Annotated in this window: 14 protein-coding genes; 3 read left to right on the top strand and 11 right to left on the bottom strand. The window is 48.4% G+C overall.

Annotation, left to right across the window (positions count from 1 at the left end; translation table 11 throughout):
• From DWZ76_RS08425 to DWZ76_RS08385, 9 genes are all read right to left on the bottom strand, one after another.
• Window positions 1–512 (bottom strand): cell division protein ZapA (locus tag DWZ76_RS08425; RefSeq protein WP_147353134.1); only part of this gene is annotated, 512 nt, incomplete at its 3' end.
• Between the two features lie 89 nt (window positions 513–601).
• Window positions 602–1624: a Holliday junction branch migration DNA helicase RuvB gene (gene ruvB, locus DWZ76_RS08420; protein WP_107001650.1), complete on the bottom strand. Its 1023-nt coding sequence runs from the start codon at window positions 1622–1624 to the stop codon at window positions 602–604.
• A 158-nt stretch (window positions 1625–1782) separates the two neighbouring features.
• Entirely contained in the window at window positions 1783–2406 is a 624-nt protein-coding gene (gene ruvA, locus DWZ76_RS08415; RefSeq protein WP_022360178.1) for a Holliday junction branch migration protein RuvA, read from the bottom strand.
• A gap of 519 nt (window positions 2407–2925) precedes the next feature.
• The gene (locus tag DWZ76_RS08410) at window positions 2926–4233 is read right to left on the bottom strand and encodes an AMP-binding protein (RefSeq protein WP_118472419.1); all 1308 of its coding nucleotides are present in this window, start codon (window positions 4231–4233) and stop codon (window positions 2926–2928) included.
• Window positions 4234–4337: 104 nt separating this feature from the next.
• Entirely contained in the window at window positions 4338–5483 is a 1146-nt protein-coding gene (locus tag DWZ76_RS08405) for an acetyl-CoA C-acyltransferase (protein WP_107001661.1), read from the bottom strand.
• A gap of 135 nt (window positions 5484–5618) precedes the next feature.
• Complete coding sequence (locus tag DWZ76_RS08400) at window positions 5619–6188, bottom strand: biotin transporter BioY (RefSeq protein WP_022360190.1); 570 nt, start codon at window positions 6186–6188, stop codon at window positions 5619–5621.
• Window positions 6189–6370: 182 nt separating this feature from the next.
• Window positions 6371–7012, bottom strand: coding sequence for a hypothetical protein (locus tag DWZ76_RS08395; RefSeq protein ID WP_147353132.1), 642 nt, complete (start codon window positions 7010–7012; stop codon window positions 6371–6373).
• Window positions 7013–7096: 84 nt separating this feature from the next.
• Window positions 7097–8233, bottom strand: a complete 1137-nt coding sequence (locus tag DWZ76_RS08390) for an FAD:protein FMN transferase (protein WP_243017802.1) — start codon at window positions 8231–8233, stop codon at window positions 7097–7099.
• A gap of 21 nt (window positions 8234–8254) precedes the next feature.
• A complete protein-coding gene (locus DWZ76_RS08385) occupies window positions 8255–12664 on the bottom strand; it encodes a hemoblobin-interacting domain-containing protein (RefSeq protein ID WP_147353131.1) in 4410 nt (1469 codons plus the stop codon).
• Window positions 12665–13119: 455 nt separating this feature from the next.
• Here DWZ76_RS08385 and DWZ76_RS08375 point away from each other — a divergent pair, with 455 nt between their 5' ends.
• The gene (locus DWZ76_RS08375) at window positions 13120–14535 is read left to right on the top strand and encodes a spore germination protein (RefSeq protein WP_022360194.1); all 1416 of its coding nucleotides are present in this window, start codon (window positions 13120–13122) and stop codon (window positions 14533–14535) included.
• A gap of 97 nt (window positions 14536–14632) precedes the next feature.
• Here DWZ76_RS08375 and DWZ76_RS08370 read toward each other — a convergent pair whose 3' ends face one another.
• Window positions 14633–16135: a PLP-dependent aminotransferase family protein gene (locus DWZ76_RS08370; RefSeq protein WP_118472416.1), complete on the bottom strand. Its 1503-nt coding sequence runs from the start codon at window positions 16133–16135 to the stop codon at window positions 14633–14635.
• A 408-nt stretch (window positions 16136–16543) separates the two neighbouring features.
• Between DWZ76_RS08370 and DWZ76_RS08365 the strand changes: the two genes are divergently transcribed.
• Both DWZ76_RS08365 and DWZ76_RS15295 read left to right on the top strand, forming a co-directional pair.
• A complete protein-coding gene (locus DWZ76_RS08365) occupies window positions 16544–17740 on the top strand; it encodes an ATP-binding protein (protein ID WP_118472415.1) in 1197 nt (398 codons plus the stop codon).
• A gap of 1 nt (window position 17741) precedes the next feature.
• Window positions 17742–17846, top strand: coding sequence for an RloB family protein (locus DWZ76_RS15295; protein ID WP_243017801.1), 105 nt, complete (start codon window positions 17742–17744; stop codon window positions 17844–17846).
• Between the two features lie 684 nt (window positions 17847–18530).
• Here DWZ76_RS15295 and DWZ76_RS15130 read toward each other — a convergent pair.
• Window positions 18531–18895: transposase (locus DWZ76_RS15130; RefSeq protein WP_243017800.1), on the bottom strand; the 365-nt coding region annotated here is incomplete at its 5' end.

Genomic DNA, 18895 nt, shown 5'->3' with positions numbered 1-18895 from the left:
CCCTGCGCTTCTTTTCTTGCAGACTCAACCTGTTCCTGTGCTGTTTTCTTCACAGCCTCGATCTGCTCCTGCGCTTCTTTTTTCACACGCTCGATCTGCGCCTGTACCTCATTTTTAGCAGCTTCCGCCTGCTCAGCTGCCTCTTTTGCCGCCTTCTTTGCTGTCTCCAGTTCTTCCTCGCTGACGGTGCGCTCATTGCGGAGACTCTCGAGTTTCATCTGGGTGCTGACCATCTCATGTTTCAGACGGTATGTCTCTTTTTCCATGCTCTCTTTGTCGGATGCAAGTGCCTTCGCACTCTCTTTTTCTTTAAAATAATCATCCGCCAGATTCAGATAAGTCATAATACTCTGGTAGTCTTCCGGCATTTTCAAAAATCCCGGCTGCGCCTTGAGCTGGAAAATCTTCCCATTCAGATACGTGGCAATCTGCTGTACATATCCTTCCGTCTCACTGCCGCCCAGGCTATACACTTTTCCATCAATTAATACATCTATATACTGTTTTGCCATCGCATTCTCTTCTTTCTATCTATTAATAAATATGGTTCGACGTTGTCACGTCACCCACACAGAAATACCACCTTCAAATCAATCAAATATCAAATCTCAGAAATACCGTTTTTTGCTTGATTCCAGGCATACCCGAGATGCCGATACGCTGCTTCGGTCGCCATCCGCCCACGCGGAGTCCGGTTGAGCAGACCGTTCATCAGAAGATACGGTTCATACACATCTTCCAGTGTCCCAGCATCCTCGCCCAGCGCTGCCGCCAGCGTCTCCAGTCCGACCGGACCGCCGGAAAACTTGTCGATAATCATATGTAAGATCGCACGGTCGTTGTTGTCAAGTCCCAGCTTGTCCACATCAAGGATATCCAGTGCAAAATCCGCGACTTCTTTCGTAATCACGCCGTTGTACTTGACCTGTGCAAAGTCCCTCACACGTTTTAACAGGCGGTTTGCCAGACGCGGCGTTCCTCTCGAACGTCTCGCAATCTCATAGGCCCCCGTCTTATCAATCTCCACATTCAGAACTCCCGCCGTCCGCAGGACAATCGTCTGCAGCTCTTCAGGCGTATAAAAATCCATCTTCTGCACGATGCCGAAGCGGTCGCGCAGCGGCGCCGTCAGAAGCCCCGCGCGTGTCGTCGCGCCTACCAGCGTAAATTTCGGCAGATCCAGACGAATCGAGCGCGCCGTCGAATCTTTTCCCAACATGATATCGATCGCATAGTCCTCCATCGCCGGATAAAGCACCTCTTCCACCTGGCGGTTTAAGCGGTGAATCTCATCCACAAAGAGGACGTCTCCCTCCTGGAGCCCGTTGAGAATCGCCGCAATCTCCCCTGGTTTCTCGATTGCCGGACCGGAAGTAACCTTCATACGGGTTCCCATCTCATTGGCGATAATGCCGCTAAGTGTCGTCTTTCCCAATCCCGGCGGTCCATAGAAAAGAACATGGTCAAGCGCCTCGCCGCGGGATTTCGCCGCATGGATAAATACCTTTAACGTCGATTTGATCCGCTCCTGACCGATATATTCGTCTAAGGTCTGCGGGCGGAGACTTCCCTCAATCCGCTTATCCTCCTCCGTCACCTCGGTTGTAATCGTCCTTCTGCTCATACTTGTTTCCTGTCTTTCCTGTTTTTCTCTCTCATTCAATTAAGCCATGACAGTTCCATTTTCTCATATCTGCCACACATTCCAAATTTTCATCTGACGCACAAGCACCACTATTTTTTATGATCCTGCAATTTCGAATGTCCGACACATAGGTTGTTTTACAAAAACGCCAGATATTTCAGTGATGCCTTCAATACCGCCTCGGAATCCATCTCTTCCGTCACATTGGCGCTCTTGACCGCCTTCACCGCCTCGGCATTCGTATATCCCAGCGCCACCAGCGCCTCCACGGCTTCCTTCACCGCATTGCCTGAAAGCCCGTTCCCCGCAGCCGGCGAAACCGCCGCACTGCCATCTAACAGCGGTGTCAGCAGATCCTCTGCCTGTACTTTATCCTTCAAATCGAGAATGATCCGCTGTGCCGTCTTTGCCCCAACGCCCGGTGCACGGGAGATCGCCTTCGCATCCCCAGTCATAACCGCAAGACGCAGATCCTCCGGACGCAGCGCCGACAAGATGCCAAGTGCCCCCTTCGGACCAATGCCGTTGACCCCCAGAAGCTGGCGGAACATCTCCAGATCCGAACGGCTTAAAAAGCCGTACAGGCTCATATCATCCTCCCGCACCTGCAGGTGCGTATATATCTTTACCTCTTCCCCGAGCGGCGGTAAAACTTCCAGCACCGACATCGGGACAAAAATCCCGATCCCCATCATGCCGGACTCGACCACGATACGGTCCTTTGCTTTCTCCGCCAGGATGCCTTTTACATACGAAATCACGGTAAATTCCTTCCTTTTCTCTCTGGTTCAAGATCTGGTTCAAACTAAAAAAAGAACGCTTCAAAATGCCTCCAAATCTTCTTTTCAGTATACCATAGCACAGTTTTCATTGCAAGGAAAGTGCGGAATTTCGAACATATATTCTGCCCAGTTGATTGAATTTCATTTTTACACATTATCGGGAACCTATAAATGAAAAAGCTTTTCAATTGTAATATCAATGATTACAGTCAAAAAGCCTTTTCAAAGGATGAGAATTATTATACTATTTGCATTGTGCAGATATGCACACTCCTGCGCTTTCATCTCGGTAATTGAATTGCCGAGGATTCCCGCTTATTGTCCTAAATCCGGCTTATAAATACATTTCTTTTGGATTACTTGGCGCAAATCTGAAAACCTTGGTAGAATCCGACTCCAATCGCTGCCATCAGTGCATCTCCATAAGCTGCCCCTATGTCTTTCTTTTGTCATTTTGCACAATAAGTCATTTTCTTTTTTGACAAGAAAAAGCAATTTTCACAGTTCTTTTTTACGAATCTTTCCGCTTTCAGTCTTTGGAAACTCCTTTAGAAATACAAATTCGCGTGGAATCTCATAATCTGCCAGTCTTTCTGCCAAAAATTCCCGAATTGCCATATTGATACACCCACTTTTTCCGCTGTCACTTCCGGCAATTTCTTCCCTTTCAGCTTCTTTCTCCCACACAATCCACACTTTCAGATAATCGCGCCCATGCTCATGGACTGCCTTCACTGCCGTCTCTGCCACTCCCGGAAATGTCCGCACCGCCTCTTCGATCCGGAGGGATGACACTTTTCTCCCATTTATGTTGCAGATATCATCATCCCTCCCATCAAAATAGAAGAGTCCCTCTGCATCTGTGTGACCGCAGTCCCCAATCACCGCGTCATTTCCAATTCCAAGAATTCCATACCGCGTTTTTACATGGAAATGGTCGTTTTCAATCCAGACATCCACCTCTGGAAATGCACGGCCAACCAGCGTCGTATCTTCTTTCATCTCACTTCCACGGATATAGGTAATATAGTTCAGCTCGCTGGCGCCATAATACAATGTAATCTCCGCTTCGGGAAATGCCTTTTTAAACTGCACTGCCTCCGCACCGCCCATACTCTGGGAGCCGCTGACAAAAGAAATAATCCGGTAATTGACCGCCTGTTCCCGCTCATAGATACGCCGCAGCGCCCGCAGCTTGACAGGAATCAGATAGACGCAGGTCGCCTGTTCTGCCTCGATCATCCGCTTCCAGAGGCGCGGATCAAAGGAATCCGCCGCAACGACGCTTCCGCCGGACGCAAGCTGCGCCATATAAAGGTTCAGGTTGCCCGTAAACGCCAGGCTCCCCTGCATAAACGTAATGCTTCCCTCTCCCATTTTGAAAATTTTATTCTGAAGCTTAAAAAAATCGTGCCAGCTTTCAAAGGAGCGGAACAATACTTTCTGACGACCGGAGGTTCCCGACGTCATCACACCCATATATGCCCCTTCCGGAGGTGTCACGTCACGCAATTCATCGGAAATTTTTACATCGGACGGTGCAATCACCGGAACCGTATTTCCGTCTCCATATGCCAGAAACTGAATAAGCTGATGCGCGATCGTCGGTTCCTGGATCCAGTGGATGTGACGTTTTCCCTGTTTTTCTTCTATCTCTTTCGGATGTTTCCTTACGCGTTCTGCCGCCTCGATGAGCTCCCCGAACGTATAGCGCTCTTTCTCCGTGATCAGGGCTTCCCACTCTGGCGGGTATGCCCGGAGCGCATCCAGATATGTATTTATACGTTGTGTCTGTATTTCTTTCATGATTAATTCCTGTCTTTTACTTATTTTTATATAGAACTTTTTACCAATTTGAGCTTTTAAATTTACCACATTTACTTTTTATATCATTCAAGCACTGTCTTCATCTACTTCATTACTTTCTCCACCAGAATACTGCTTCCGATCCCTCCGGCGGCTGCCACGCAGCACATTCCCAAATGCCCATTTTTATGTTCCAGTGCTTTCATCAGATGCAGCAGAATCATTGCGCCGGAGACTCCATATGGATGCCCATAGGCAAGTGCCCCACCCCAGATATTATAACGGTCTTCAATCCCCGGAAATGCACGTTCAAATAGAACATCAATAACGGCAAACGCTTCATTGACCTCAAAAGCATCGATCTCCTGATAAGAATGCCCCGTTTTTGCAAGTATCGCCTTAGCAGCGCTGACGGCTGATTTTGGGCTCATCATCGGATCATCCCCTATCGCTGTACCAAACCGGAAACGGCATTCTGCTTTCCGTCCCTGTTCCCGCAAAAACCTTTCCGAACAAAGTACCACAAATGCCGCGCCATCGTGCATCAGGCACGCATTTGCCGCCGTGATTTTCGTGCCATTTGGAAGCAGATACGGCAGGCGGTCGATCAGACGCTGGCTCATTGTCGGACGGATTCCCTCATCCCGGCTGCTGCCGTCGATGGAAACCGTTATATCCTCCAATATTCCCTCTTTGCGCGCCTGCGCCGCCCTCTTATGGCTCCGGAGCACCCAGGTGTCCATCTCTTCCTTAGAGACATTTTCCCGGATCGCAGTCTCCTCCGCGCCCTCTAACATAACCTGCTCGCCGCGCTTTCCCGGCACAAACTGTGCAACCGTATACACCTTTCCACCGTCATATTCCGGATGGTTCGGGGACATCATGCGGTACGGCTGTACCGAAGAACTCTCCATTCCCCCGGCAATGACCAGATCCGCCATCCCGCTCTCAATCTTGGCTGCTGCCGCGCTGATCGCCTCCAGCGCCGACCCGCACTGCAGATCCAAAGTAACTGCCGGAATCCGCTCTGGAAACCCTGCCGAAAGTGCCGCCAGACGCGTGATATTGCCGCCTCCCCCGACCGCATTTCCTCCTATTATATAGTCGATCGCATCGGTTGGAAGCTCAAATCGCGAAACCACCTCCCGCAGCACCTCCGCCCCTAGCTTTTCCGCCGGGATATGACGGTACATTCCATCTTTCACCCCGATGTAACTGCGCAAACCGCCCAGAATATATACGTGATTCATACTTTTCTCCTGTTTTTCTTCTATTCATAATTAAAATTAAAGGGATGCGGCAACGGACTCCTCATGCCTCCTGGCTGCATTTCTGCACTAAAAGGCTGATTCTGTTCACTACCACATCCCATCTTTATTTTCTATCTAATTTCCAAATAAACCCGTCCGCTTCAGCGCCTTTCCAAGTGCTACCGCTGCCACACACTTAACGATATCCAGCGGAATAAACGGAATTATCGACTGCACGATAACTGCACCCCACGGCTGTCCGGTCACGTGTTTCATCCAGCCTGCACCGAATGCGTAAATCACCGGAATACCAACTACAATCAGGAACGCTGTCTGGAATGCAACATTTTTCCATTTCCGGCAAAACAGGGAAATCAGGAACGCTACAACCAGAAATCCGATATAGTAACCGCCGCTCGGTCCAAGCAGTTTTCCCGGTCCTGCGCTTCCGCCGCTGAATACCGGCACACCGCATAAGCCTAACAGCAGCCAGCTCGCCATAACTAAAATGGTATCCTGTGGTGCAATCAGCAGACCGATCAGGTTGACAATCATCGTCTGCGCTGTGATCTTTGCATCCGAAAACGGAAGCGGAATCGCAATATACGAAGACACACTGATAAGAGCCAGCATCATCGCCAAAAGTGTAAGCCGCTTCGCGCTCCATGCGCCGTGTACGTTCACTGCACTTGTCTCTGAACTCATTATATATACCTCCTCAGTGATAAAATTCTAAGCCGTGTAATGCATTTTCCTATGAATCACACACAGAGAATCTTTGCTAGAAAAGAGTATATCGGAATTTCAGAGGATTGTCAACCTTGTTTTTGCAGATGGTTTACATATGCATCCATAGCTCCTCTGCACCCACTTTATCATCGGCATCCCTATTTTTCTGTAATCGAAAGAATTTCCTTTCCCTCTTGCTTCGCTCTCAGATACACCGCGTTTCTTCCCTCCTGCCCCGAATCCGACAGATATACCTCCTCATCAGGACGAAGTGGGGCAAGAAAACGTACTTCCAGAGCAGTCTGTCCCTTCATCCAGCCCTTCTTCCACAGACGAAGCAGACAGGCATTCATAACAAGAAACCCCGGCAGAACTGCCGCTTCTCCCTGATGGATCGGATTGGTATCTGCCGCCTCCCGGAGATATTCTTCCATCTGGCTGCGGCTAAATACCAGCGTATCATCATCCTCACTGCCCAGTTCCGTAATTGCTTTCATGAGCGGCATTTTCTCTTTTTCCGGGACAAGGACGCTCTGGCGCGGTTTTACCAGCAGCACTTCCATCTCCTCATTTTCCCGTTCCTTTTCCTCCTCCGCTGCCGCTATGCGGACCCGGATTGCCGAGCGGCCTTTTTTGATGATTTCTGGAGTTAATTTGGTATAGCAAAACTCATTCTCCCCCTGTTTGGGCTGCCAGTCCAGATGAAGTGTAGTTGTGCCTATCATCCATCCCTCGTATCCTTCCAATGTGGAGAGAGCGCGCTCAAAGCAAAGAAGCTTCTTTTTCAATCTATCATTCACGGTATTTTCGACCTCTTCGTTATAAATTGTAAATCTGACTCGCATGCACTTTTCTCTGCTCATTATACTAGATCTGTTCCAGAATCACAATATCCGAATCTCCCGCGTCTCCCCCTGATCCACCGGAATAAATCGGTCTTTTAAGCCCGGTGTCAGCCAGATCGTGCCGCTCTCGTCAACTAGGACTGCCTCATAGTCCTGATGCGCCGCCCAATGTGCCGCTGCCTTTTCCCGTCCCATGACAAACAGGGCGGTCGAAAGCCCATCGCAGCGCAGCCCGCACGGTCCGATGATTGTCACAGAAATCAGCCCGCTATGCGCCGGCGCCCCAGTGGACGGATCCATGATATGCCAGTAAATCGTTCCGTCATCGTCCGTAAAATAGCGTTCATAGCCGCCGGAGGTAATGACCGCCTCATCCTGCACCCTGACTCCGCCCAGATAGCCGTCGCTCTCCGGATCCTTGATACCGACATACCATTTCTCGCCATCCGGTTTCGTTCCGATCGTCTGGATATTACCTCCAAGACTGAACAACGCGCTTGTCACGCCGTCCTCCTTCATAGCCTTTACCACCTCATCCCCGGTAAATCCCTTTCCGACGCCGCCTAGATCCACCATCATTCCCGGCTCGATCGACGCCGTATCTGCTTCTAAACCGACCAGACGATAATCGACCGATTTAAGCAGGCTTTCCCGCTCGCTCTCACTGGGGACCCGGTAATTTCCCGTTGTAAATCCCCAGCTTTGCACAACCGGGTAAATCGAAATATCGAGCGCACCATCTGTTTCCGCTCCCAGTGCCAGCGCCTCCTGCATCAGATAACGCGTATCCGCTGAAAGTTCCGTTGTTTTCTCCTGGTTCAGATGAAAAATATCGCTGTTTTCCTGCGTTGTCGAAAGCTCCCCTTCCAGCTCTTCCACCCGCCGTTTCACTTTTTCCTGCAAATTTGCACTTCCGCCGTAGGCGTCAAACTGCATCACAGTATCCATCGCAAACACTGTCCAATTCTGCCCTTCTCCCGGATTCTGGTTCGAATTTGAGGGATTTTTCTCTAAATTTTCGTTTTTTTCTACTGCTGCCACATTTTCTGCCGTCTCTTCCGTAGACGCAGATAAACGAGGACGGTCATTCTGGACCGTCCCCGTTTGATCCGGCTGCGATGAAGCACCGCAGCCACACAGCAGCAGGGTTAATAAAATCCACCACTTCTGTTTCAATTTTTACTCCTTTAAATACAACTACTCTTCTTCGGAAACAGACTCTTCTTTCTCAGAAGCATCACCTTTACCGCCGTCAGATTCTTCCTTATCAGAAGTATCATCTTTTACGTTACCGGTCTCATCCTTCTTGGAATCATTATCCTTGGAATCGTCACCAGTTTCACCGGACTCATCTTTCGAATCATCCTTGTCAGCATCGCCTTTATCTGAAGTTTCGTCTTTCTTCTCATCCGAAGTATCCTTGGACGCGTCCGAATCCTCTTTCTTGTCCTCGTCTACTTCCGGGGCCTTGTTCGCATCGTCTGTCTCGTTCTTCTTATCGCCATCCGGTACATCTGCCTTGTTTTCGTCATTCGTCTTCGGCTCTTCCGGTGTTTGCTCCGGTGTGGTTACTCCCTCGGTTGGGGTGGTGACGATCTCGCTTGGGAGGACTTCGTCGGCAAGAAGCGTTTTGGATTCCTTGATTAATTTCCATTTTTTATCAAGTTTGCACTTAATCATTCCGTTATTCTTAGTGTAGATAAGAATTTCATTATCCTCTTCTTCACTCAATCCGGACGCTGAAACCTTTAAACAATCATAATTATCATTGCTATAAGATGTATCCGTTGCATGCGGTGCAAACTCACCACTTCTAAGGAGCGAGGAAACGGATGCCTTGCTATACTCTGTTCCATTTACCGCAACCGAATCAATCTCCTTTAAGAAGGTTTTTAACTTTTCTCCCTCAACTCCATTGAAGCGAATCAGTAAATAATAATCTCCTGTCCAACTACGCTCTTTTACAACACTGGAAACCTCAATTTCTGTATCTGCTTTCTGGCTCTCAACTGTAACCGTGATCGACTGATTATCGTAACCTTTGGCTTCGATCACAACCTCATTCAATCCACTATCCAGTGTGCCAGTCTGAATTGTCAATGTTGTACCATTTACTTTAAATTCAAGTGCAGCATCTTCCTCCTCATCATTGCCAGTTACTTTTACAGACTTAATTGCTTTCAGATACTCTTCATCACCAGTCAGAACCAGCGGATCTCCCGTATCAACCGTAGTGCTGCCTGTCAGTTCCGGTGCCGGAAGCAGTTTCTCTTCGTCACCCGCTAACTTCATATCCTTTGTAACTGTAAATGTAAGCTCTTCATATCCTTCTGCCTGGATCGTTACATCGGTGCTTTCTTCGGTGCTGAAACCGTCTAAGGTGAAATCGATGCAATCAAAATTCTGTACATTGTTATCTGGATCATCTGCATCCGACATCTTCCATGTAGGCTTATACGAACTAAGGCTGTAAGAAGCTTTCGTATACTCTGTTTTTCCAACCTTCACAGACGTAATCTTAGTCAAATAATCTTTTACACTTGTTTTTGTTGAATTCTTAAAAGAAGCACGGCCAAAATCCGGATCAAATGACCAGCTGGCTTTATGTTTGCTGAACTTCACCACTTCTGGAGCTGGCATCTCTTCTTTAATCTCTTCCTTTTCCTTCTCCACCACAAATTCACATCTCAGGGTCTCTGTGTAGTAATTCGAATGAAGTGTCAGTTTATAAGTTCCCGGCTGAACCTGATGGAGAATCAGCTTCTTGCCATCCCCGGATACTTCATAGTAAACATCGTTGCTGCTGGACACGCCTTTCGTGTAGATATTTCTCTCAACCGCATCTTCCTCGTCAGAAAGCAGGGTAACAGATTTCAGGTTCTTCAGGAAATCTCCCTTGCTGCCATTAACGGTAAATTCAGCATTTGCAAAATAGTAAGTCTTATTAGAATCTTCTTTTTTCTCAGCTGCAAACGCCTCTTTATCTTCCGCATAATCAACGGTCAGCGATAAATCGTTTTCCAGCACCTTATCGTATGTAAATGCGATACTCTGGCTCTTATATCCCGTTGCATCGACAGTCAGCTTATACTCCTCACCAGCCTTGAATACATCCGCATCAATGGTAATGGTGCTCGCTTCTTTATCGATGAAATATTTGGTCTTGCTGAGTGCCTGCCAGTTTCCGTTGACAACGATACTCTGAACCGCCTCGATATACTCTGTATCCTCTGTCTGCAGGACTACCGGCTCGCCCTCTTTGTTCTGTACAACTGTAATCGCCGGTGCATCCTGACGGGAGAAGTTTCCATTGTACTGGATATCGCCGAGCAGACCATCTTCGAGAACCTCTTTTGCCGTTGCCGGATGGTTCGGATCCAATGCTCCATTTTCACGGTAATCTGCAAATGGAAGCATTCTGTTCTCTTCGTATTTCTGATTCTCGCTCTTATTTACGTAGTCTGTCCATCTGAAGAACTCATCATCTCCAGTATCAAAGACTGCATCCGGAATCGCATTGTCCCACCATTTCATGACGGCCTTAGAAGCATCATTTTCCATCTTGATCTGTTCTAGGAGATGTGCATTTACAAGCAGATCTGAATCAAAAATCAGGTTTGCAGAAATTGCAGAGCTTCCTGAGCTGCTGCCGCTGGAGCTTCCACTTCCGCTGGAACCAGTCGATGCGGTGCTGATACCGTCGAATCCGTATGCCGCCATTTTCTGACCATTGGTCTGTTCCTTCTCTTTTACCGGCTCTGCGCCCGTTTTCACCTTGAAGCTCTTGGAGAATGACCGGAAACCATTTGCATATACAGTGATCTTGTAATTGCCCTTGTATGGCAGATGGTCTGTATTATCATTGTACAGAACAAATAAATCCTGGCTGTAGAGATACCAGTCATCGAGCATCTTAAGGTCGCTTACTGTTCCGTTCGGATCTTCCAGGGTCACACGCTCGATCGGTGTCTCAATTGCGTATACCAGATCGCTGACTGCAAAATGAAGATTCTTGCCGGACTGCGGTGTTTCCTTAAGCTCCAGCGTCGGTACTGTCTCATTGACGACATGAATCGGGACGAGCGCGGAACCGCCTGCCGACGATACAACCCGCACATAATAACGTCCATTATTGTAGAAATTGCTCTGTCCTGTCTGGATAGTCAGCTGTCCAACGCGTCCCTGTCCGTGCGCCACATTCTTTTCACTGTCAAATACGAGGCTTGAATTGATTGTGTCCTTCTGCTCATCGTATTCAACCAGCTCCAGTTTGCGGATGCCGTCAAACCACTCTTTTTCCTCGTCTGTATTATAGTTAAACAAAATGGTAACGGCTGCTTTTCCATTTTTTGGAAGAACCGCATCCGGCGAATAGCTCGGATGAGTCTGCTTCTCCTCATTCAAGTTATACGTAGTCTTTTTCGGAGAAATGCGGGCATTTCCGTTTTCATCGTAATTGGTCAGATAATAGTCCCAGTAAGCAACTGACTCATGCGTCAGAATCTTCTCAGGCAGATAGCCGTCGTTTTCCTCATATACAGCATCTTCCTGGCTCTCATTGCTCAGAACCACCGTCTCTTCCTTTGCCGCATCTTCTTTGCTGCTGACGGTTACTTTGCCCGGTGTGCCAAGAAGCGCCAGTTTTGCCATACGTCCGTCATCTGTGATCGGAGTTAAAAGATTGGTTACATCTTTTCCATCGACCTTAACGACCGTATTGCCTGCATTGTATCCCTCATCAAATGCGATCGGAAGCCACCAGCCCAGGGAATTTACTTCGGTAAGCTTTGTCTTCGTCTCATCTACCAGCGAAACCATCTGCGGCTTGTCTGGATTTTCAGTGTTTCCGTTATCTCCTGTATTTCCGCCATTCTGGTTTCCGTCATTCCCGGAATTACCGTTATTTCCAGAATTACTGTTATTTCCAGAATTACTGTTGCTTCCAGAGCCCCCCGAATGGCTGCCGCCGGAACTGCCGGAATTTCCCGAACCGCCTCCTGATACGCTGCTTCCGTTGCCGTCTGCTGCCGGGCTGCTCGCGTAACCTCTATCCGCACGGGTCTGGACCTCTCCATTTTCATTGACCCACTGTCCATCCGCATTGACGCTGTAGCCGTCCGGCGTCCGGCCTTCGGTGTGCATCTGACCAAAGTTTTCTGCACTCAAGTTATCAAAATAATAGCATTTTCCATCAATCCACTGCCATCCTGTCACGGTCATACCTTCCGTTCCATCGGATGCAGTGCTGAAGAAATACCATTTTCCTGCATTGTCCTTCCACCAGCCGCGGCGCATCTGTCCTTCCACGCCATCGGCAGTTGTGTTCATATAGTACCGCTGTCCATCGACTGTGATCCATCCAGTCATCATCCGTCCGGTCTGCGGATCCAGATAATACCAGCCGCTCTCGGTCTTGACCCATCCAGTCTTAAGCATTCCGTCCGTTCCCTGATATTTCCAGTCCTGTCCTTCCTGAATCCAGGCACCGGTCTGTACTCCGGACTCCGATGCCGGTCCGGTTGAAGCATAAGCAGTCCCTGCCTGCGCCGCCGCTAACACGGTCACCGCCGCCAGAATTGCCTGCCGGGATCTTCCCTTACCTTTCATACATATTCCTCCATATAATCTTTTGTAATATCTTACTCTCCGCACCAGATTAGGCATCCCTAACTCAGGTGACCGAGGAGGTTAGTATAAACTAATCTAATAAAATCTGTCAATTATTTAAATCTATTTAAAAATGAGAATTTTTATCTATTTTTTAATTGAATTTTATTCTCAATAAAGCATTGGTTTTTTAGTTGCTAAAACTAACATGCAAATTTCTTTTTCCATTCAGCACATGTTAAGTCTCATTTTGCAGCGATTTTTTCCGCCTTTTTCCCTGATATTGCCTCGCTTGCCATGAATTTTTAAAAAAACATATTTTGAGATTTTTTTTCTGTTTGCTTCATTTCGTATATTTTTATCCTTTTCGCACATACTCCATCTGTAAACATTTTGTTCCATTCCAGTCCCTTCGCGGTCACTGATATTGGCTTCTCTGATAGGAGATTTACACGATGCAGATTTCTTCATCCATTGAAAATAACCGGACTTTTTTTCAAAAAAAGCTCCGACCGGACATCAGTTTTGATGTCGTAGATCGGAACCTGATGATCGGCGGGCGCGATGCCTGCCTCTACTGTATTGATGGTTTTACCAAGGACGATACGCTTTTAAAAGTGCTGCAGGCGATGAGCAGCATTGAAACCGCCCAGATGCCTGACAATGCAAACGATTTTGCCGCCCTCTACCTCGCCTACGGCGAAATCGGGCTGGAAACAGATTCGGACGCGCTGATTATCCAGCTTCTCTCCGGTGTTCCTTTTCTTCTGATCGACGGATATGCACAGGCACTCACGATAGACTGCCGCACCTATCCCGCCCGCGGAGTCAGCGAGCCTGAAAAGGATAAGGTATTGCGCGGCTCGCGCGATGGTTTTGTCGAAACGCTTGTGTTCAACACGGCTCTGATCCGGCGGCGCATCCGCGATCCGAAGCTGCGGATGGAAATCATGAATATTGGGGAAAGTTCGCACACCGATATCGCCATCTGCTACATGGAAAACCGGGTGGACACCGAACTTTTAAACCGCATCCGCACCCGGATTCAAAAAGTGCATGTCGATGCCCTCTCGATGAATCAGGAAAGCCTTGCCGAATGTATTTATCCGCACAAATGGTTCAATCCGTTCCCAAAATTTCGTTTTTCAGAGCGTCCGGATACCTCCGCTGCCTCGATTCTGGAAGGAAATATCATCATTCTGGTGGACAATTCGCCATCCGCAATGATTCTGCCATCCTCTGTTTTCGATATCATCGAGGAAGCCGACGACTACTATTTTCCACCGCTGACCGGCACCTATCTGCGCCTGTCGCGGACGGTCATCTTTTTCCTGACCTTATTTCTGACACCGCTGTGGCTGCTTTTTATGCAGAATCCCGGCTGGATCCCGGAATGGCTCGCTTTTATCCGTGTCACCGACGAGATCCATGTGGCGCTGATCTATCAGCTCCTGATCCTGGAATTTGCCATCGATGGTCTGCGGCTCGCGGCAGTCAACACCCCCAGCATGCTGACGACACCGCTCAGTGTCATCGCCGGTATCGTGCTTGGGGAATACTCGGTCAAATCCGGCTGGTTCAACAGCGAGACGATGCTCTATATGGCGTTCGTCACGATCGCCAACTACTCGATGACGAGCTTCGAACTCGGCTACGCGCTCAAATTCATGCGCGTCCTGCTCCTGATTCTGACCTTTTTCCTCAATCTCTGGGGCTTCATCGCCGGAACACTCATTGCCGTCGGCTGCCTTGTCTTTAACCGGACAATCGCCGGAAAAAGTTATATTTACCCGCTAATTCCATTTCACTGGAGTGAATTAAAAAAGCGGCTGCTCCGGAACCGGCTGCCGCATGAGGAGAAAAACGGGTAAGAATGTCGCATAAAATGTCCGCATACCCACAACTGCCCGGATGGTTCCGGATACTGGCTGTGGTTTATGCGGACATTTTAACTTCTATATCTATCTTCTATTTTTCTTTCTTATACACTACCTCTTTCAGCACCTCCAGCGCCTCCTCATACCGCTCTGCCCCCATCGAGGCACAGGACAACAGGAGCTTCGGATATCCCTCTTGAAAATGATGCTCCTGTTTTTCCAAAAGACTCCCGACCGACTCCACCGGGCGGACGGCGACGCCTGCCTGTGCCGCACGCCAGGCAATTTCCGCCGATGTAAGCGGGCTGTCAAGCTCCATGAGAACCAGAAAACCGGCATCGCCCAGATGCGTTCGCGCTTTTTCTCCAAAAATGCGCCGCACCGCATCACACAGACACTTTGCCTTTGCCGCGTACAATTTCTTGGACTTTCGGATCTGGCTTTCCAGATGTCCGTCCCGGATAAACTGGCAGAGGGCAATCTGCTCTGCCTTGGACGCCGTCTGGTTATAAAAACGCCCCCGCTCCTGATACCGTTTCAGCAGATCCGGCGGCAGGACCATGTAGCTCATGCGGATCGATGGCAGAAGCAGCCTTGAAAATGTCCCCAGATACACGACGCCCCGCCCGCCGGAAAGCCCCTGCAAGGACGGTGTCGGGCGGTTATAATAGCGGAACTCACTGTTGTAATCGTCCTCAATAATCAGCATATCCTCGCGCGCCGCATCCTTTAAAAGCTTCATCCGGTCGCCCACCGGCATGACCTCGCCCCAGACTGTCATCTGCGATGGGGTCAGATAGCAGACACTTTTCCCTGTATGTCTCATCGCCTCTGACATCTGTTCGGATAACCCTGTTTTCATCTCTCTTGCACATACATCTGGCTTTTCTATTCCGCACAAATCCTTTTTTGAGGACTCAATCCTCCTATCATTATTTTCCCAATACTCTCTTATATCCCCGGTCCGAAACCCATAATCCTCAAAAATCTGGCGTCCCTGCCGGAACGACGGATTAAAAAACCATGCGCTGTCCCGCTCCCGCAGCATCGGGCACAAAATATGCAAGAGACTCTGCACACCCGCCCCTACTACGATACTGTCCGGCGTACAGATCACATTGCGGTGGCGCCCCAGATACGCGCAGAGTGCCTCCCGGAATTCCCGCTCTCCCTGCGGTTCGCCATAAGAAAGCAGCCGCTCATCCTGGCGCAGGGCGCTCTTGACATAGCGCCGCCATAAATCAAACTGGAAGCTCTCCCGATCCACATTTGAAGACGCAAAATCATACCGGATTTCCGGGCGTTCCTCCTGACGCGGCACACCGTGCTCTATTTCCTCCCGGTTTGCAGCCGCCAGCACCGCATCCGTTACATAAAATCCGCTCTGCGGACGCGAAATGATATAGCCATCCGCCGCCAGCAGCATATACGCCGTCTCCACCGTCGTCCGCGAAAGCTGCAGCTGCAGGGAACATTTGCGGATCGACGGCAGCTTCGCTCCCGGCTTCATCTGCCCGGACACGATCAATTCTTTGTAATATTCATATACTCTCAGATACCGGCTCTGTCCCGGTTCGCTTAAATTCAGTTCCATCGTATTTCCTCTATCTATTTATGTAAACGGCGATGCACCGCATCGATCACCCGCATCATCCCATATCCCAGACAACCGCCCCTCTTTCCGTCTTCACAATATTTTTCATCTCCACCACTTGTACCCCTTATACCCAACTGCCTTCCTCAATTATACCGTTTTCTCCTGCTTATAGGCAATCCCCAAAATTGAGTACTGTTACTGTTTACGCATACGTGCCCAGTAACGGAAATTCCGAGGAAGAAATCAAAGAGCCGCTTCTTCCTAAGAAAGATGAGATCCCCGCATATCCTCTCCACACGGCTGTTCTATTAAATCCTCTATACAGATTTTTATTTTTCATTTGCGTTGATTTTTCACAAAAATGCGGATATAATATATTATAACAAGGATTTATGAGGTTGTTTTATGCTGATTCAATTTAGTGTAGAGAACTTTCTCTCTATCAAAGATAATGTCGTGTTATCCCTGCTTGCCAGTAAGGATAACGAACATCCAGAGCACCTGATTGTGGACGGAAACAAAAAGCATTTGAAGTCTGCTGTGATTTACGGCGCCAATGCTTCTGGAAAGTCCAATGTCTTGAATGCGTTTTGGTTCATGGTAAATTATGTGCTGACTTCGCATAACCAGCAGCTCCACAAAACCATTGATCGTTCGCCTTTCAAGTTTGACCGGGAAACACCCTCTCGCCCCAGCAGCTTTGAGGTCATCTTCACCACAAATGGCATCCGCTATGCGTATGGATTTTCTGTAACAGACAAAGCTGTTATCGAAGAATATCTGTATTACTATCCCAATGGCAGGCAGGCACTCATTTTTGAGCGAAAAGACACAAAAGATTTTCGCTTTACCGTTGATGTCGATGAACAAAACACTCTCAAGGATCGCACTTCGGCCAACAAGCTCTATCTGTCTGTCGCATCAAACTGGAGCTATTCCAAAGTGATTCCAGTTCTGGAATGGTTTGCTTCCTGCCAGATCATCACGAAACATTCTGTTGCAGACGCCTACGGCCTTGAAGCAGAACAACTCAAAGAGGGTGACTACCGGCATGTGATCGCCTCTATGCTGCGTGTTGCAGATTTTGGCATACAATCCCTTCAGATGCGTGATGCAGAATCCGCTCCTTCTCAGCGTAATGATATCTTTACCAATATTGAGGCCATTCACACGGTACAGGATACAGAGGGAAATACTTCTTCCTACCCGCTGAACATGGCAGAGGAATCTGATGGCACCAACAGTTATTTCAAACTGATCGGTGTTGTAAAAAAGGTGCTGGATGAAGGAACCCTTCTTGTCGCTGACGAGATGGACGCTCATCTGCATCCTCTTCTGACAAAGCATCTGGTCTCGCTTTTTAACAGTGTGGAGTTCAATCCAAATGGAGCCCAGTTGATTTTCACATCACACAACACCAATCTTCTTGACCTGGATGTACTGAGGAGAGATCAGATTTGGTTTACCGAAAAAGACGAGCAAACAGCGGCTACCGATCTGTTCTCCCTTTACGATTTTTCCATCCGCAAGGATGCTAAGGTGGAGAAGGGCTATCTGATTGGCCGTTATGGTGCGATCCCCTTTATCAAGGGAGGGCTGTAAAATGGCACGTGGAAAAATTGAAAAGCGTGGACAGCGACGCAGAAAAATAAAGCCTGTCATTCTGATTGTAACGGAGGGTTCTCAAACTGAGCCTAAGTATTTTTAACACTACCGCAACCGTCAGACAAACATTGATATTCGTGTGGTAGGAAGCCGCACCAGCGGAGGTGAAACAGATTATCTCAGCCTGATCCGGAAAGCCGTGGAATACCATCTTCAAAATGACAGCAGCAAACCGTTTGGAATTGCTGTCAATCCATTTACCGACATCCATCAGCTGGTGGAATCACTGCTATAATGTTTCAAAGAAACATGGGTGGCACAAAATTGTCTCTACATTGGCACAGTCCTGCCCTTTCGCCGTAAATCCATATCTGTTATACTTGGTACAGTCAAAACTTTGCATAGCAGCCGCTCCGGTTTGGAGCGGCTGTTGTCAATTTCAGTAAAGGTGGTGGGTTCTATTCTATTTCAAAAAGCCCGGAAAGTGCTGAACAACGAGCGGGGCGAGATCAACTATTTCAGTACGATACTGCTGCGTTTATAAAGCTGGAGCAAATAATCTTTTCTGCGACGCTTGACCGCCGACACCAAATATGCCGTAAATCTAAACCATCCCACAGTGAACCTCACATGGCTAAAGTCACGTGCTTCTCAGCCGTTTTAAACGGCAAGACTAAATATCGGCGGATACGCCAGTAACTTAGAATTTGTGCGGATACGCACTTTTCCCATGCCGGATACGGCTGGTTTCCACATTACAGGTAGTCCGCTGTATATCTGCCTGCGTTTATGCCGCTTTTAAGTTGTTTACTTCCACATAAAGCTTTCTTAAATCTGCATAAACACAGGAGGTTCTACGCTTCACTGCAGGTACTTTTGCCTCCAGTGAAGACCTTTCCGTTTCCGGCAAGGGTTTTAAAAGTTCCCGTATAAAATATCTCGCTCCGATATTATAGGATGCTGACAGGTCGCAGTTATACTGTTTTCCGGTCCGGAAGGTACATAGGCTATGGTTCTCCTGGTTTCTTACTACCACTCCGCTTCCGTCACAGGCCAGCCTGCTGGTGTTCCGGGCACTGACCCTGAACACACGAATTCTGTTCCGATGTGCCTGATGTTCACACAGTTTCTGAATATCCCGCTTTCTCCATA

The sequence above is a fragment of the Clostridium sp. AF35-15 genome, from assembly GCF_003477745.1.
GTDB lineage: Bacteria > Bacillota > Clostridia > Lachnospirales > Lachnospiraceae > Otoolea > Otoolea fessa.
Note: the sequence above shows the minus strand (reverse complement) of the source record. Positions and strands in the feature narration are given on the sequence as shown.

Coding starts and splice junctions, on each gene's coding strand:
- DWZ76_RS08410 (WP_118472419.1), bottom strand. CDS start 4,233: ATGAAAGAAATACAGACACAACGTATAAATACATATCTGGATGCGCTC.
- DWZ76_RS08405 (WP_107001661.1), bottom strand. CDS start 5,483: ATGAATCACGTATATATTCTGGGCGGTTTGCGCAGTTACATCGGGGTG.
- DWZ76_RS08365 (WP_118472415.1), top strand. CDS start 16,544: ATGCTGATTCAATTTAGTGTAGAGAACTTTCTCTCTATCAAAGATAAT.
- DWZ76_RS08375 (WP_022360194.1), top strand. CDS start 13,120: ATGCAGATTTCTTCATCCATTGAAAATAACCGGACTTTTTTTCAAAAA.
- DWZ76_RS08385 (WP_147353131.1), bottom strand. CDS start 12,664: ATGAAAGGTAAGGGAAGATCCCGGCAGGCAATTCTGGCGGCGGTGACC.
- DWZ76_RS15295 (WP_243017801.1), top strand. CDS start 17,742: ATGGCACGTGGAAAAATTGAAAAGCGTGGACAGCGACGCAGAAAAATA.
- DWZ76_RS08370 (WP_118472416.1), bottom strand. CDS start 16,135: ATGGAACTGAATTTAAGCGAACCGGGACAGAGCCGGTATCTGAGAGTA.
- ruvB (WP_107001650.1), bottom strand. CDS start 1,624: ATGAGCAGAAGGACGATTACAACCGAGGTGACGGAGGAGGATAAGCGG.
- DWZ76_RS08400 (WP_022360190.1), bottom strand. CDS start 6,188: ATGAGTTCAGAGACAAGTGCAGTGAACGTACACGGCGCATGGAGCGCG.